The sequence below is a fragment of the Streptomyces sp. NBC_01237 genome (genome assembly GCF_035917275.1).
Lineage (GTDB): Bacteria > Actinomycetota > Actinomycetes > Streptomycetales > Streptomycetaceae > Streptomyces.
On the sequence record NZ_CP108508.1, the window covers coordinates 3,744,012 to 3,759,164 of the forward strand.

The window sequence follows — 15,153 nt, forward strand, 5'->3', positions numbered from 1 at the left end:
CACCACCTGACTGGAGCCCTCTCGACTGGTTCGCCGTCCTGGCCGAGGGGGCTCGGCACATCCGCCCGAGGCAGCCCGGTCACCGTGGACCGCGGTCACCGCAGCCGCACCGGTCACCCCGGCCGCCGAGGTCGCACCGGCCGCCCCGGCCGCCCGGGTCACCGCAGCTGATCGACGTACCGATCCGTCCCCGGCACGGTCGGGATGAACGGCGCGACCAACTCGACCCGCCCCAGGCCCGATTCCGCGACGGCCGCGTCGAGACCGGTGAAGCACTCCTCCCAGCGGGCCCGCGGGTCCTCCTGGAGGAACCACAGCAGTGTCAGCCGGGTGCCGACCCCCTCGACCTGCTTCACATACGTCATCCGGTCACCGGGCAGCGGTGTGGGCCGGAAGACCGTGACCATCGCCGCGGGCGACCCGTGGAGCCGCTTCGGCAGATGCCGGGAGCGCAGCCACTCCAGCAACTCGGCGCGCCGCTCCGGCGTTTCGGTGTCGATGACTTCGAGCACCAGGCCCCGGTACGGATGGTCGAGGGCGTGGAAGTCCCGGGGGCCGGCGGCGCCGTCGCGGTAGACGGTGGCCTCGTGGTCCTGGAACGCGGTGAAGACGTGGGTGCGGTCCTGGTAGACCCGGCCGTCCCGGTTGAGCCGCTTGTTGATCCCGACGGTCCACTTCATGTGGTCGTCGTAGCGCCCGTCCGTCACCCAGTACGTCGACAGATAGCACCCCGCCCCGACGGGCCGGGCGACCGCGGACCTCTCCGGGTACCGCAGCTCCTGGAGCTCCCTGGTGGCCACCCAGCGGCGTCCGGCGGCCATCCAGGGCATGGCCATCGCGCCCGCGTAGTAGTGGTCGTCCTCGTACCAGCGGTTGTACGCGTACTCATGGCCGGGATGCGGTTCGACCATGGTGATCAGGGCGTGCCCGGGGTGGACCCCGTACGGCCCCACCGCCGCCAGTTCCGCGTACCGGTCGCTCTGCGTCTCGTCGCTCATACCGTTGCCTTCCCCTTCCGTCCTGCGCCGCGGGCACCTACTCTGACGCTCCGTCAGACGAACTGCCAGAGCCGGGAGGCGCCGATGTTGCTCGCGGGGAAGACCGTCATCGTGTCGGGCGTCGGGGCCGGGCTCGGGCATCAGATCGCGGCGACCGTCGTACGGGACGGGGGCAACGCGGTCCTCGGGGCGCGCACGGAGGCGAATCTCGCCAAGTCGGCCGCCGAGATCGACCCGGAGGGCCGGCACACCGCGCTCCTGCCGACCGACATCACGGACGAGGCGCAGTGCGAGGCGCTGGCCGCACGGGCGGTGGAGCGGTTCGGACGGGTCGACGCGGTGGTCCATGTGGCCGCCTGGGACAGCTACTTCGGCGGCCTGGAGGATGCCGACTTCGCCACCTGGCAGTCGGTCATCGACGTCAACCTGCTCGGTACGCTGCGGATGACCCGGGCCTGTCTGCCCGCGCTCAAGGAGCGGGGCGGCTCGGTGGTCGTCATCGGCACCCAGTCCGCGGTGGCCGCCCCCTCGCAGGTGTGGCAGGCGGCGTACGCGGCGTCCAAGGGGGCGCTGACGTCGGCGATGTACTCGATGGCACGGGAGCTGGGGCCGCACCGGATCCGGGTGAACACGGTGCTGCCCGGCTGGATGTGGGGGCCGCCGGTGCAGGCGTACGTCCAGTTCACCGCGCACACCGAGGGCGTACCGGAGGCCGAGGTGCTGGCCCGGCTCACCGAGCGGATGGCGCTGCCCGAACTGGCCACGGACGAGGACGTGGCCCAGGCGGCCGCGTTCCTGGCCTCGGACCGGGCGCGGGCGATCACCGGGCAGTCACTGCTGGTCAACGCTGGCGAACTGATGCGCTGAGACACCCGCTCGCGGACGCACCCACTTACCTGCGCACCGCCGTACCGGTGGATCCGCTCACCCCCTTCCCGGCCGCACGGGACCCGCATCCCGTGCGGTCGCTCCGTACTCTTTTCGCGTACATCCGTTCTCTGTGCAGCCTGACGAAGTGCCCGCCCATCGTGTGGCCGTGGTCACGCTCATGACAACGCCTCACTAGGTCAAGAGAACGCAAAATCGTTCGACTTGCTGATCGGTGTTCACATTTCTGATCGCAGAAAACCTTGACCGCCGACCCGGGCAGGCGGTTCAATCCCCGAAGTCCCCGCTCCCGCACGGGGCCCCGCTGAACGGCCGTACTGACGAAGTGCGTACCCGTTCACAAGGCGGACCCCTGGAGGGGGCACATGAACAGTCTCGACTGGGCCGTGCTCATCGGATACTTCGGTGTGATGGTCGCGATCGGACTCTGGTCGCACAAGCGCGTGGACAACGTCAGCGACTTCTTCACGGCCGGCGGCAGGATGCCGTGGTGGCTGTCGGGCATCTCGCACCACATGTCCGGCTACAGCGCGGTGATGTTCACCGGCTACGCCGGAATCGCCTACCAGTACGGCGTCACGTCCTTCGTGACCTGGTCGCTGCCGATCGCCATCGGCATCGGTATCGGCGCCAAGCTCTTCGCCCCCCGGCTCAACCGGCTGCGCTCGCGCCTGCACGTCGCCTCCCCGCTCGAATACCTGAAGAACCGCTACAACATCCAGACCCAGCAGGCGCTGGCCTGGTCCGGTCTGCTGCTGAAGATCGTGGACGTCGGCGCCAAGTGGGCGGCCATCGCCACCCTGCTCTCCGTCTTCACGGGGATCTCGCTCACCCAGGGCATCTTCATCACCGGTGCCATCACGGCCGTCTACTGCACGGTCGGCGGTCTGTGGGCCGACGCGCTCACCGAGCTGGGGCAGTTCATCATCCAGCTGTTCGCGGGGCTGGCCATGCTGATCATCGCCATGAACGAGCTGGGTGGCCTCAGTTCACTGTGGACCGTCTGGGACAAGCTGCCCGAGGGGCACACCGACCCGACCGCGGGCCCGTACACGGCGACCTTCCTGCTGGCGTACCTGTTCATCAAGACCTTCGAGTACAACGGCGGCATGTGGAACCAGGCGCAGCGCTACATGGCCACGGACTCCGCCCGCTCCGCCACCCGTTCGGCCCGGCTCTCCGCGATCCTCTGGCTGGTCTGGCCGGTCGTGCTGTTCTTCCCGATGTGGGTGGCCCCGCTGCTCGTCGAGGCGAAGAAGCCGGACGCCTCGGACAGCTACGCGCTGATGACCGAGCAGCTGCTGCCGCACGGTCTGCTGGGCCTGGTCGTCGTCGGCTTCTTCTCGCACACGATGGCCATGTGCTCCTCGGACGCCAACGCCATCGCGGCGGTCTTCACCCGGGACATCGCGCCGGTCTTCTCCAAGGCGGCCCGCGCCTGGGACAACCGCAGCGGCCTGCTGGCGGCACGGCTGTCCACGCTGGCCTTCCTCGGCCTGTCGATGGCACTGGCGACACAGATCAACTCGCCGACGTTCAAGGACATCATCTCGGTCGTCATCAAATGGGTGGCCGGTCTGATGGGCCCGATCGCGATCCCGTTCATGCTGGGGCTGCTGCGCACGTTCCGCAGGTCGGGGCCGACGGCGGCGCTGACCAGCTGGGCGGCGGGTCTGCTCGCGTTCTACCTCACCAACTACAACTTCGACGGTTCGGTGAAGACGGACGTGGCGCTCCAGTACCAGGTGGCGCTGCCGCTGGCGATCTCGCTGGTTCTCTACGTCGTCATCGGCTTCCTCAAGCCGGAGGACACCCCGGAGCGCGACGCGATCATCGACAGGGTCAACTGGGGAGACGGCGACGAGGACGGTCCGGCCCCGGCGTCCGGGGCGGCGATTCCCGCGCAGGGGGGTCCCTCCGGCTCACCGGTTCCCGACGCCACGAAGGACTGAGCCCGACCGGCTCTCGTACGTACGGAGTTCGGGGGCGGACGCGTGGGCGTCCGCCCCCGCACCCCCACCCCGTCGAGGAGCCCCTCAGCCGCGCGGGTAGCGGGCCAGCCAGCCGGGGGCGACCGCGGTCGGGCTGTGCAGGGCCGGCCCCTGGGTCATCTCCATCGCGAAGTCGTCGGCGAGTTCGAGGAGCGTGGCGCGCCCCTCCAGTTCGGACAGCCAGGCGGGTGGCAGCGCGGTCTCGCCGTGCAGCGCACCGAGCAGGGCCCCGCAGACCGCCCCGGTGGCCCGCGAGGGACCGCCGTGGTTCACGGCGAGCCGCAGTCCGTGCCGGATGTCCTCGCCGACCAGCGCGCAGTAGACGGCCACCGCGAGGACCTCCTCGGCGGAGTCCGTGTCCCCGAGCGCCTCGATCAGGGCCGGGCCCGGAATTCCCTGGCGTACGGAGCCGAGGGCCTGCTGAAGGGCTTCGGTGACCGGCTCGTGGCCCGTGCGTTCCGCGAGCAGGACCAGGGCGTGCTGAACGGAACCGTCCAGGGTCTCGCCGCGGGCCAGCCCGTGCGCGAGGACACCGAAGGCCCCGGCGGCGAGCTGGGCGGTCGGGTGGCCATGGGTCTGTGCCGCGCACTCGATGGCCAGTTGGAGGACGAGCTGCGGCTCCCAGCCCACCAGCAGCCCGAACGGCGCGGACCGGGTGAGCGCGGCGGCGTCCCGGGCGGTGGGGTTCTTGGGCTGGTCGAGGGTGCCCATGACGGTGTCGCCGAAGCCGTTGAGACATTCCCGGGCGGGCGCGCGGCGGGCGTACAGCCACTCCTCCGCCGCCAGCCAGCCGTTGTCCTTGCGGCGCTCGTCGGGCCCCCAGTCGCGCTGGGTGGCGGCCCAGCGCAGGTAGGCCCGGTGCACGTCGGTGGGCGGGTGCCAGGCCCCGGTGTCGCGGCGGACCTGGGCGCGGATCAGCCCGTCGACGGTGAACATGGTGAGCTGGGTGACGGCGGTGACGGTGCCGCGTCTGCCGTGCGCCGGGAGGAAGTCGGCCACTCCTTCGGCGCCGTGGGCCTCGCGGATCTCCTCCAGGGTGAGCCCGGTGACGCCCGCCCCGAGCGCGTCCCCGATCGCCCCGCCGAGCAGGGCGCCGCGTACCCGGCTGCGGAAGTCCTGCTGTTCGGCCCGGCCCCAGACAGCCGTGGTCCCTGTGCTCACCTCGCCCCTCCCCCGTACGTCCGTACGTCCGACCCACGCGCCCGGCCCGTCGGGCGGATCAGCGTGCGAAGACCGCGCGACCTCGTCCGACTCCGTGCGACTGCGCAGCACTGTAATCGAATGGGAACGGTCGGTTGAGGGGGCGGATCTGGGTACGCGTGGGTATGTGAAGGGACGTCCCGCAGGTCGTTTTTGACCACGGGGTACCGCTTCGGGCTCCCCCTTCCGGCGGTGCCCGGAGGCCGTCCGGCGGAATCCGGAAGGGAAGGTTCAGGCCCCGTGCCCCGCCTTCCTCACCGCACCCCCTCAGCTCCCCCGCACCGCCGCCGCCAACCGTTCACGCTGGTTGCGCGCCCAGGTGTATTCCGGGTTGATCTCCAGCGCGCGGTCCAGGTCCGCCAGAGCCCGGCCGGGCTCGCCCAGCGCCTCGTGGGCGAGGGCCCTGCTGCCGTGGGCCCAGGCGTATTCCGGGTCCAGTTCCAGGGCGCGCCCGTAGCTCTCCACGGCCTCCGCGTACCGGCCTAGCGCCCGGTAGACCTCGCCCCGTTCCCCTTCCGTCCCGGCCGCCCGGGGTGCCAGTTCCCCGGCGCGGTCCAGGTCGGCGAGGGCGCCGACGGTGTCGCCGAGGGACGTCCGGACGCGGGCCCGCCGGACCAGTCCCCAGATGTACTCCGGCCACAGGGCGAGCGCGCGGTCGAAGTCGTCGAGCGCGTCCTCGGGCCGGCCGAGCCGCTGGCGGACCAGACCCCGGCTGCCGAGGGTGAGCGCGTCTCCGGGGTCCAGGGCGTGCGCCCGGTCCAGTACGGGCAGGGCTTCGTCGAGGCGCCCCATGCGCCGGTAGGTCTCGCCCCGCTCCCGCACGGCCCACGCCCAGTCCGGCGCGATCTCCTCGGCCCGGTCCAGGTCGGCCAGCGCCGCCTCGTGCTGCCCGAGCGCCCGCAGCGCGACCGCCCGTCCCTGGTGGGCGCGGGCGCTGCGCGGGTCCAGCACGAGGGCTCGCCCGTAGTCGGTGAGGGCCGCGTCGAACTCCCGGGCCCGGAAGCGGTCCCAGGCCCGCGCCACGAGGGCGGACGCCCGGTCGGTGTCGTCCAGTTCGGCCCGGGTCAGCAGCAGCCCGAGGGCGGCGGTGGCGCGGGGCCCGTGGTCGGTGAGGGCGGTCAGCAGGTCCCGGCCCCAGTCGCGCAGTACGGCGCTGTCGGCGTCCTCGCCCGCCTCCGCGAGGGTGCGGGCCCAGTGGCGGGCGGCGAGCGGGTCCTGGTGGCAGGCGGCGGTCCCGGCGCGCAGGGCGTCGGGGAGCGCGGTGCGGGGGCGGGCGCAGAGCCGGTGGTACAGCGCGTCGAGTGCCGCGTCGCGCCAGGGCTCCTCGGACCAGAGCCGGTCCGGGTCGATCCCCTCGGCCGCCGCGTCCCGGCGGGCGGTGAAGGCCCCGGCGAGGCGGTCGTGGGCCTCGGTCCACTTCTGCGGGGAGGTGGTGCGCTGGAGCCGGAGCATCGGGGCGCGGACGACATCGTGGTAGCGGGCCCGTCCGGTGTGCCGCTCGGCGACGAACGGCAGCTCGTGCAGCCATGCGTACGCCCCCGGCGCCCCCTGCGGCACCACCACGGCCACCAGGTCCTCGTCGAAGCGCCGGGGCAGGGCGCACGCGAGCGCGGCGGCGCGGCGGTCCGGGTCGCTCTCCCCCGCCAGGAAGCGCTCGACGGCGCTCGCACTGGCGTCGCCGACCGCCCCCGGGTTCGCGGCCAGCGTGGAGACGAGGACCGGCAGCCCGCCGGAGAGCCGGAGCACCTCCCGTACGACGGTCTCCTCCACGACCCCTCGTCCGGTGAGGAGTTGGCGCGTCTCCCGCTCGGTGAACGGGGCCAGCGGGACGTCCGCGATCAGCCGGGCGTGGTCGGCCCAGCGGACGGAATCGAGGCGGCGCTGCCCGGCCAGGGTGAGGACGAGGTTCGCGGGGAGTTCGCCGTACCGGCCGGGCGTGAGCAGGTCGGTCAGCCACCCGTCGAGCAGCGGGGCGGTGCGCTCGTACGTGTCGAGGAAGAGCACGATCCACGGCACGGTGTCCGCGACGCGTTCCAGCTCGGCGACGAACACGGGGGTGAGGACCCGTACGGGTTCCGCCAGCAGCCGGGCGTCGTCCTGCTGCCGCGACCGGCCGCCGAACACGGCCCGCAGGCCGCCCGCGCCACGCGCCACCACCGCCGGGTCGATCCCGCCGACCAGCGCCCCCACCACCGGCAGCGTCCCCGCCGCGATCAGCCCGGCCTGCGCGGCGGCCAGCGCGCCGGGCGAGGGATCACCGTCCGCCGGCTCCCCGCCCGCCGTGTCCTGGGCGGCGGCCTCGTGGAGCCGCCGCTGATACGTGGTCAGCAGCCGGTCCAGCGACTTGAGCGGGTGCCCCTGCGCGGCGAACTGCCCGGCGATCAGGGCCAGCACCTCGGGCACGGACTCGGCGCTCTCGTCGACCGACGCGGTGAGCGCCCCGCACCCTCTGGCGGCCCGGCGCCATTCCCGTACGAGAGACGTCTTGCCGACCCCCGCGTTGCCGCGCACATGGAACACGAACCGGTGGCGCGGATCCTCCGGGGGCACGGCGAAGTTCTGCCGGAACAGGTCGAGTTCACCGGCACGCCCGACGAAGGCGGCACGGCGTTGTTCCTCGACGATCTGCTGAAGGGACAGGCGGCGCGGGCCGGCGGCGGTCATGCCCCCAGTCTGGCAGCGCCGCCCGCCGGCCGGGGAGCCGATCACCGGGTCGCCGTTCACCGGGTCGCCGTTCACCGGGAAGCCGTTCACCGGGGAGCCGTTCAGCCCGCTCGTAGCCGGTCCGTGCCGGTCACCGCTTGTCGTGACCGGCGCGCAGACTCGCCACCAGGCTCAGCGCGAGCACGCCCACGAAGACGAGGAGGGGCACGGTCCACGCCCCCGTCACGGTGTGCAGTACGGACGCGGTGACCGGTCCGGCGGCGGCGAGCAGATAGCCACCGGTCTGCGCCACCGTGGACAGCTTCGCCACGTGCTCGTGGTCCTTGCCCCGCTTGACGTAGAGCACCCCGGCCACGGCCTGGCCGCCGCCGAGCCCGGTGCCGAGGACGATCGCCCAGAGTGCGGGGACGGCCGCCGGGGCGAGCAGCAGACCGGCGTAGCCGACCGCGCAGATCAGGATGACGCCTGTCAGGTGGGGGCGCTGATCGGTCCGGGCGGCGGCCAGGACCGGTGTGAGGAAGCCGCCGACCGCGACGCCGAGGATGAACAGCGACTGCATGCCCCCCGCCGTCCCCTTGGCGACCCCGGCGTCCACGAGGATCGCGGGCAGCCAGGCGAGCGTGGTGTAGAAGAGCAGCGTCTGAAGCCCGAAGAACGCCGTCAGGCTCCACACCGGCCCGCTTCCGCCGCGCCCCACCGGGCTCCTGTGCCGCCGCGTCGACGGCCCCGGACGCCCGGTCGCGGCGGTGCCGTTGCCGCGTACGTGCGGGGCCATACCGATGGCCGCGAGGGCCGCCGGGACGACGGCGACGCCGATCGCGGTCTGCCAGGAGTGGCCCGACGCCTCCCAGACCGGCACCATCAGCGCCGCGACGAGGGCTGAACCGGCGCCCATGGACAGCGCGTAGACCCCCATCATGACGCCGACCCGGCCCGGGGCGAACCGGCTGCGGACGAAGACCGGGATGAGTACGTTCACGACGGCCGTGGCAATGCTGACGAGCACGGTGCCGGCGAGCAGACCGGGCAGCCCGAGCATCCGGACGACCGCCCCGACGAGCAGGAGGACGCTTGCCCAGAACAGGCCGCGTTCCTCGCCGAACCGGCGCCGGACCGACGACGCGAGCGGGGCGAACGCGCCCATGCAGAGCGGGGGGAGCAGCCCGAGCAGGGTCAGCGCCCCGGTCCCGAACCCGGCCACCGGGGCCAGCGGCCCGAGCTGGCCGAACGCCACGCGGGTGTTGAAGCTGAGGAGGACGAAGCCGAGGACCAGCACCACGGCCGCGGCCTTCGTACGGGGTGCCGCGCCGGTGGCCCGCGGCGGGGGCGGGCCGGGCGGCGCGGAGGGGTCGGGGGGCGCGGGGGCGCCAAGGGGGTCGGAGGGGTCGGAGGGGTCGAGGGGGTCGGATGTCCGGGCGGGAGAGGGAACGGGCACGGGAACCTTCCGGGATGGGCGACTCCCCCAGCGTTCACGCTCAAGTAAACTTGAGCGCAAGCCCCGGGCGGAGGTGCGCCGTGAAGGACCTGTACTCGATCAGCGAGGTCGCGGAGGCGTTCGGGCTGACGGTCGCGACCCTCCGGTTCTACGAGGAACGCGGACTCGTCCGGCACAGCGAGCGGCGCGGACGCGTCCGCCACTACCGCCGCGAGGACCTTGCCCGGCTCGCGTACGCCCAGCTCTGGCACGACGACGGCATGCTCACGCTCACGGAGACGAGCGCCATCGTGGACAGCGAACAGCTCGACGACCGGCTCGCGCTGATCGCCGCCCAGCGGGACGCGATGCGCGAACGGATCGAGAAGCTCGACCGTGCCGTCGCGGTGCTGACCCATATGCTCGGCTGTCGCACCGACAAGGCCCTGGACTGCCCGATGACCGGCGGCTACATCCGGGGCCGGGTGGACGCGGCCCTCGACGGCACCCCGCACACCACCGACTTCTGGCCGGAGGACCGGGGACCGGACCACTAGAAGACCGGACGGGGCGGAGGCCGGGGCGCGCGGGGACCGGACACGCCGGGGACTGGGGCCCGCCCGGGCCGGAAGCACCGACAGCCGGACCCGCCGAGGGCCGGGCGGCCCACAGCCGGGCGTGCCGGGGGCTTCGCTAGAGGCCGGGTGACCGGCGGGCGGGTTCGATGCGGGCCAGCCAGGCCGTCAGGAGCGTTTCGAGGCCCGCGGCCTCCCGCGGGGTCAGTTCCGCCAGGAGGCGGTGCTCGTTGTGGATGTGCTCGGTGTATGCCTGGTCGATGAGCTCGCGTCCGGCGTCGGTGAGCGCGACGACGCGACCGCGTCCGTCGGCATCGCTGGTCCGGCGGGTGACCAGCCCCGCCCGTTGCAGCCGGTCGATCCGTTTCGTCATGGCACCGGTCGTCACCATCGTGTGGGCGGCCAGCAGACCGGGGGCCCGCTCGAAGGGTGCGCCCGCGCGGCGCAGCGCCGCCAGGACGTCGAACTCGCCCTCGCTCAGGCCGTAGCGGGCATAGACGACGCAGAGTTCCTGGGTGAGGGCGCGGGCGACGCGATGGAGCCGGCCGATGACGGCCTGCGGGCTCACATCGAGATCCGGCCGCTCCCGCCGCCACTCGGCCTGGACACGGGCCACCTGATCGGCTGCCGGCTGCTCTTCCATGGAAGCCACTATACCTTCCGTGGAAGGTATAGTGGCTTCCATGGAAGGTAGTTCACCCCGGGGTCTCGGGCGCTCCGACGACGGCCCGGTCCCACTTCGACGGGCGCGGACCCGTCCCGCCCCCGAAGGAAGGCGTCGGCACAAGGAAGGGGCCGGCATGGCGAGCGACGAAGTGGTGGGCCCGCACCGCGTGCGGAAACGACGGGGTCCGGCACGCGCCGCTTCCGCCGGACAGGGCGCCGCGGTCGTCGCCCTGCTGCTGGCCGCGGTCAATCTCCGGCCCGCGGTCACCAGCCTCGGCCCGGTGCTCGAAGAGGTCCGGGCGGGCCTCGGGGTGAGTGCCGGTGTCGCCGGAGTCCTCACCTCCGTACCCGCGGCCTGCTTCGCGCTGGTCGGCTTTCTCGCGCCCCGTCCGGCCCGCCGGTACGGGCCGGGCCCGGTCATCACCGCGGGCCTGGCGGCGGCCGCTGTCGGTCTGGCGCTGCGCCCCTTCACGACGGGCGCCGCCTCGTTCATCGGGGCCACCGCCCTCGCGCTCGCCGGGATCGCGGTGGCCAACGTGCTGCTGCCCGCCGTGGTGAAGGAACGCTTCCCGGAACGGGTCGGCATGATGACCGGCCTCTACGCCATGGCGCTCAACCTGGGCGCGTCCGCCGCCGCCGCTCTCACCGTCCCCGTGGCCCAGGTCTTCGGCGGCGACTGGCGCATCGGCCTCGCGGTCTGGGCCGCTCTCGCCGCCCTCGCCGTACCGCCCTGGCTCGCCCTCGCACGGTCACCCGCCCGACCGCCGCACGCCCGCGCCACCGCACCCGACTTCGCGCGGGACCCCGTGTACGGCCCCGTATCCGGCCCCGTATCCGGCCCCGAGCCCCGCGCGCCGCTCACCCGTGACCCGACCGCCTGGGCACTCGCCGTCTACTTCGGGCTACAGGCCACGGCGGCGTACGTCGTCATCGGCTGGCTGCCGCAGATCTACCGCGACGCCGGTCTCTCCGCCGGAACCGCCGGTCTGCTGTTCGCCCTCACCTCCGTACTCGGCATCCCCCTGTCCTTCGCCCTGTCCGCCGCCGCCGGAGGACTGCGCAGCCAGAGCGGGATCGCGGTGACCATCGGGGTGTTCGGACTGGCCGGATACACCGGGCTCTGGGCCGCACCGGCCACCGCGCCGTGGCTGTGGGCCGTACTGCTCGGCATCGCCAACTGCTCGTTCCCGCTGGCTCTGACGATGATCGGCATGCGGGGCCGGGACGGTGCGGCGGTGATCCGGCTGTCGGCCTTCGCGCAGAGCACCGGCTATCTGCTGTCGATCCCCGGCCCCGTACTGGTCGGCGCCCTCTACCAGCACACCGGCAGCTGGCGCACACCCCTGCTCTTCATGAGCCTGCTCATGCTTCCCCAGCTCGCGGCCGGTCTGCTCGCGGGCCGCGACCGCCGGATCGGCTGATCCGGTCCGGGGGCGGCTCCGGTCCGAAGCCCACGGCACCCACGGCAGGCTTTACCCCACGGTCGACCACTCGTCTTCCCTGGTCAGCTAGCGTTCAAGCATCCATTGACCATGTTGTACGGGGCCGCTCGGCCATGACCGACCGGGCCCGGGGGAGAGGTGTGCCATGAGTGTGGTCGACCTTGCGGAGACGGCGGCCGGTCTTCCGGCGGCGTGGAGTTCGCACCGGCTCGGGCTGGTGGGGGCGGCCCGCGTGAAGGTCCTGCGCATGGACGGACTGCCGGTCGAGGAGGAGAGCCACGCAGCCGCCGAGGCACTGCTGGTCCTCGACGGCCTGCTGGAGCTGGAGGTGGACGGCCGGCCGGTGCCGGTACGGGCGGGCGAGCTGTACCTGGTGGCGGCGGGAACCCCCCACGCGGTCCGCCCCGGAAGCCGCGGCACGCTGGTGATCGTGGAACTGCCGGAGGAGTGACCGTTCCTCTCCGCCCCGGCCGCGCCCGGGAGGACGGCCCCCGGGGCACAGGGTCACCGCCCGGTGGCCGGCCGCAGATGTGCGGCCGGCCACCGGGCGGAGCCGTACGGGAGCTCCGTCCTCAGCTGGGCAGCACCGGCAGCAGTTCCGGCAGATGGCCGTCCGACGCGGCGGCGGCCGTGACGCGCTCCGCCGGGACCTCGCCGTACAGCGTCGTGCGCGGGCGGGCCGGGCGGCCGGCCAGGTCGGCGATGGCGATCAGGTCCTGGACGGAACGGTACGAGCCGTAACTCGACCCCGCCATACGGGAGATGGTCTCCTCCATCAGCGTGCCGCCCAGGTCGTTCGCGCCCGAGCGGAGCATCTCCGCCGCGCCCTCCGCGCCGAGCTTCACCCAGCTCGTCTGGATGTTGGTGATGTGCGGGTGGAGCAGCAGGCGGGCCATCGCGGTGACGGCCCTGTTGTCGCGGTCGGTGGGGCCGGGGCGGGCGATGCCCGCCAGATAGACCGGGGCGTTGGTGTGGATGAAGGGAAGGGTCACGAACTCCGTGAATCCGCCCGTCTCCTGCTGGAGGTTGGCCAGCGTCCTGAGGTGGCCGAGCCAGTGGCGGGGCTGGTCGACATGGCCGTACATCATGGTGGAGGACGACCGCAGGCCCACCTCGTGGGCGGTTTTGATGACCTCCAGCCAGGTGGCGGTGGGGAGCTTGCCCTTGGTGAGGATCCAGCGGACCTCGTCGTCCAGGATCTCCGCCGCCGTGCCGGGGATCGAGCCGAGCCCGGCCTCCTTCGCGGCGATCAGCCAGTCGCGGATGGACATCCCGGTGCGGGTCGCGCCGTTGACGACCTCCATGGGCGAGAACGCGTGCACATGAATGCCGGGGACGCGTTCGCGCACCGCCCGTGCGATGTCGAAGTACGCCGTGCCGGGCAGGTCCGGATGGATGCCGCCCTGCATGCAGACCTCGACCGCGCCGACGTCCCACGCCTGGGCCGCCCGGTCGGCGACCTGGTCCAGGGAGAGGGTGTACGCGTCGGCGTCGGTGCGCCGCTGGGCGAAGGCGCAGAAACGGCAGCCGGTGTAGCAGACGTTGGTGAAGTTGATGTTCCGCGTGACGATGTACGTGACGTCGTCGCCGACCACGTCCCGGCGCAGCGCGTCCGCGATCCGGCACAGCTCGTCGAGCGCCGGGCCGTCCGCGTGGAGCAGGGCGAGGGCCTGGTCGTCGGTGAGCTTCGTGGGGTCGTCGGCGGCCTGCCCGAGCGCCTGGCGTACGTCGGCGTCGATACGGGACGGCACCATCCCGGGGGCGGCCGCCTCGCGGAGCGCCTCCCAGTCCCCGTACACCACGTCGAAGTCGTCGCGGCGGTCGCCGGTACGGCCCTCGGTGTCGATGGTGCGGTGCAGGTCGGTGCGGCCGGTGGCGTTGAAGCCCTCGTCCGGTTCCTGCCAGGGCAGGCCGGTGGGGATCGCGCCCTCGCGGGCGAGGCCCGTCTCCGGGTCCGCCAGGGCGCGGACGTGCGGGACGAGGCGGGGGTCCAGCCACGGCTCGCCGCGCTGGACGAACTCCGGGTAGATGGTGAGACGTTCGCGGAGCGTGAAGCCCGACTCGGCTGTCCTGGCGGCCAGTTCGTCGATGTGCGGCCAGGGGCGTTCGGGGTTCACATGGTCGGGCGTGAGGGGCGAGACACCGCCCCAGTCGTCGATCCCGGCGCCGATGAGCAGCGCGTACTCGGCGTCCACCAGATTCGGCGGGGCCTGGATGCGGGCGGAGGGGCCGAGGATGTGGCGGGCCACGGCGATGGCCGCCGCCAGTTCCTCCAGCTCGGCGTCCGGCATGCCGCGCATCGCCGTGTCCGGCTTGGCGCGGAAGTTCTGGACGATGATCTCCTGGATGCCGTGGTAGGCGCGGGCGGTCTTGCGCAGCTCGAAGAGGGAGTCCGCGCGCTCCTCGTACGACTCACCGATCCCGATGAGGATGCCGGTGGTGAACGGGACGTTGGAGCGGCCCGCGTCCTCCAGGACACGCAGCCGTACGGCCGGTTCCTTGTCCGGGGAGCCGTGGTGCGGGCCGCCCGGCTCGGACCACAGGCGGGTCGCCGTCGTCTCCAGCATCATCCCCATGGACGGGGCGACGGGCTTGAGCCGCTGGAGGTCGGTCCAGGTCATGACGCCCGGGTTGAGGTGGGGCAGCAGCCCGGTCTCCTCCAGGACCCGGATCGCCATGGCCCGTACGTACGCGAGGGTGTCGTCGTACCCCTCGGCCTCCAGCCACTCGCGCGCCTCGGGCCAGCGGTCCTCGGGCCGGTCGCCCAGGGTGAACAGCGCTTCCTTGCATCCCATGGCCGCGCCCTCGCGGGCGATGGCCAGGACCTCGTCGGGAGACAGGAACATCCCGTGGCCCTCGCGGCGGAGCTTGCCCGGCACGGTGACGAAGGTGCAGTAGTGGCACTTGTCACGGCAGAGCCGGGTCAGTGGGATGAAGACCTTGCGCGAGTACGTGATGACGCCCGGCCGGCCGGCGGCCAGAAGGCCCGCGTCCCGCACCCGCGCGGCGGACGCGGAGAGGTCCGTCAGATCGTCGCCGCGCGCCTGGAGCAGTACGGCGGCCTCGGTCACATCGAGGGCGACACCGTCACGGGCCCGTTTGAGCGCGCGCCGCATGGCGTTGGTGGTGGGGCGTCCGCTCTGAGGATCGGTCATGGACCCGAGCATACGAGCGAGGCACGCGAACCGGACCACGGCCTCCTTCGGGCCGGCGGGCGGGAACCCGGTCCTCGGTACGGAGCCCACTCTCACTCGTCCGGGCCGACTCACCGAATGAGACCCTTCGCGCGGCCGACGCGCCCGTAGGGTCGGGACG

At 72.9% G+C, this 15,153-nt stretch carries 11 protein-coding genes; 5 read left to right on the plus strand and 6 right to left on the minus strand.

Annotated features, from left to right (window positions below):
• Positions 1-158: 158 nt before the first annotated feature.
• Entirely contained in the window at positions 159-998 is an 840-nt protein-coding gene (locus OG251_RS16550) for a hypothetical protein (protein WP_326677912.1), read from the minus strand.
• Between the two features lie 84 nt (positions 999-1,082).
• Between OG251_RS16550 and OG251_RS16555 the strand changes: the two genes are divergently transcribed.
• Positions 1,083-1,865 (plus strand): SDR family oxidoreductase, encoded by a 783-nt coding sequence (locus OG251_RS16555; protein WP_326677913.1) that lies wholly within the window; start codon positions 1,083-1,085, stop codon positions 1,863-1,865.
• Between the two features lie 386 nt (positions 1,866-2,251).
• Positions 2,252-3,838 carry a sodium:solute symporter family protein gene (locus tag OG251_RS16560; protein ID WP_326677914.1) on the plus strand — a complete coding sequence of 529 codons (1,587 nt, stop codon included), beginning with the start codon at positions 2,252-2,254 and terminating at the stop codon, positions 3,836-3,838.
• Between the two features lie 84 nt (positions 3,839-3,922).
• On the opposite strand, the gene OG251_RS16565 is transcribed toward OG251_RS16560, so the two are convergent.
• From OG251_RS16565 to OG251_RS16575, 3 genes are all read right to left on the minus strand, one after another.
• A complete protein-coding gene (locus OG251_RS16565; protein WP_073725720.1) occupies positions 3,923-5,038 on the minus strand; it encodes an ADP-ribosylglycohydrolase family protein in 1,116 nt (371 codons plus the stop codon).
• 306 nt (positions 5,039-5,344) lie between these two features.
• Positions 5,345-7,741, minus strand: a complete 2,397-nt coding sequence (locus OG251_RS16570) for a tetratricopeptide repeat protein (RefSeq protein ID WP_326677915.1) — start codon at positions 7,739-7,741, stop codon at positions 5,345-5,347.
• A 130-nt stretch (positions 7,742-7,871) separates the two neighbouring features.
• The gene (locus OG251_RS16575; protein ID WP_326677916.1) at positions 7,872-9,176 is read right to left on the minus strand and encodes an MFS transporter; all 1,305 of its coding nucleotides are present in this window, start codon (positions 9,174-9,176) and stop codon (positions 7,872-7,874) included.
• Between the two features lie 80 nt (positions 9,177-9,256).
• Here OG251_RS16575 and OG251_RS16580 point away from each other — a divergent pair, with 80 nt between their 5' ends.
• Positions 9,257-9,712: a MerR family transcriptional regulator gene (locus tag OG251_RS16580; RefSeq protein ID WP_326677917.1), complete on the plus strand. Its 456-nt coding sequence runs from the start codon at positions 9,257-9,259 to the stop codon at positions 9,710-9,712.
• A 136-nt stretch (positions 9,713-9,848) separates the two neighbouring features.
• Here OG251_RS16580 and OG251_RS16585 read toward each other — a convergent pair whose 3' ends face one another.
• Positions 9,849-10,373 (minus strand): MarR family winged helix-turn-helix transcriptional regulator, encoded by a 525-nt coding sequence (locus OG251_RS16585; RefSeq protein ID WP_326677918.1) that lies wholly within the window; start codon positions 10,371-10,373, stop codon positions 9,849-9,851.
• Between the two features lie 157 nt (positions 10,374-10,530).
• Between OG251_RS16585 and OG251_RS16590 the strand changes: the two genes are divergently transcribed.
• Positions 10,531-11,817, plus strand: a complete 1,287-nt coding sequence (locus OG251_RS16590; protein WP_326677919.1) for a CynX/NimT family MFS transporter — start codon at positions 10,531-10,533, stop codon at positions 11,815-11,817.
• A gap of 166 nt (positions 11,818-11,983) precedes the next feature.
• Entirely contained in the window at positions 11,984-12,289 is a 306-nt protein-coding gene (locus tag OG251_RS16595; RefSeq protein ID WP_326677920.1) for a cupin domain-containing protein, read from the plus strand.
• Between the two features lie 121 nt (positions 12,290-12,410).
• On the opposite strand, the gene OG251_RS16600 is transcribed toward OG251_RS16595, so the two are convergent.
• On the minus strand, positions 12,411-14,993 hold the full coding sequence (locus OG251_RS16600) for a bifunctional FO biosynthesis protein CofGH (RefSeq protein WP_326677921.1): 2,583 nt from the start codon (positions 14,991-14,993) through the stop codon (positions 12,411-12,413).
• Positions 14,994-15,153 lie beyond the last annotated feature (160 nt).

What these genes read in the sequence shown, in the direction of transcription:
- OG251_RS16550 (WP_326677912.1), bottom strand. Translation starts at nt 998, where the DNA reads ATGAGCGACGAGACGCAGAGCGACCGGTACGCGGAACTGGCGGCGGTG.
- OG251_RS16555 (WP_326677913.1), top strand. Translation starts at nt 1,083, where the DNA reads ATGTTGCTCGCGGGGAAGACCGTCATCGTGTCGGGCGTCGGGGCCGGG.
- OG251_RS16560 (WP_326677914.1), top strand. Translation starts at nt 2,252, where the DNA reads ATGAACAGTCTCGACTGGGCCGTGCTCATCGGATACTTCGGTGTGATG.
- OG251_RS16570 (WP_326677915.1), bottom strand. Translation starts at nt 7,741, where the DNA reads ATGACCGCCGCCGGCCCGCGCCGCCTGTCCCTTCAGCAGATCGTCGAG.
- OG251_RS16585 (WP_326677918.1), bottom strand. Translation starts at nt 10,373, where the DNA reads ATGGAAGAGCAGCCGGCAGCCGATCAGGTGGCCCGTGTCCAGGCCGAG.
- OG251_RS16590 (WP_326677919.1), top strand. Translation starts at nt 10,531, where the DNA reads ATGGCGAGCGACGAAGTGGTGGGCCCGCACCGCGTGCGGAAACGACGG.
- OG251_RS16595 (WP_326677920.1), top strand. Translation starts at nt 11,984, where the DNA reads ATGAGTGTGGTCGACCTTGCGGAGACGGCGGCCGGTCTTCCGGCGGCG.
- OG251_RS16600 (WP_326677921.1), bottom strand. Translation starts at nt 14,993, where the DNA reads ATGACCGATCCTCAGAGCGGACGCCCCACCACCAACGCCATGCGGCGC.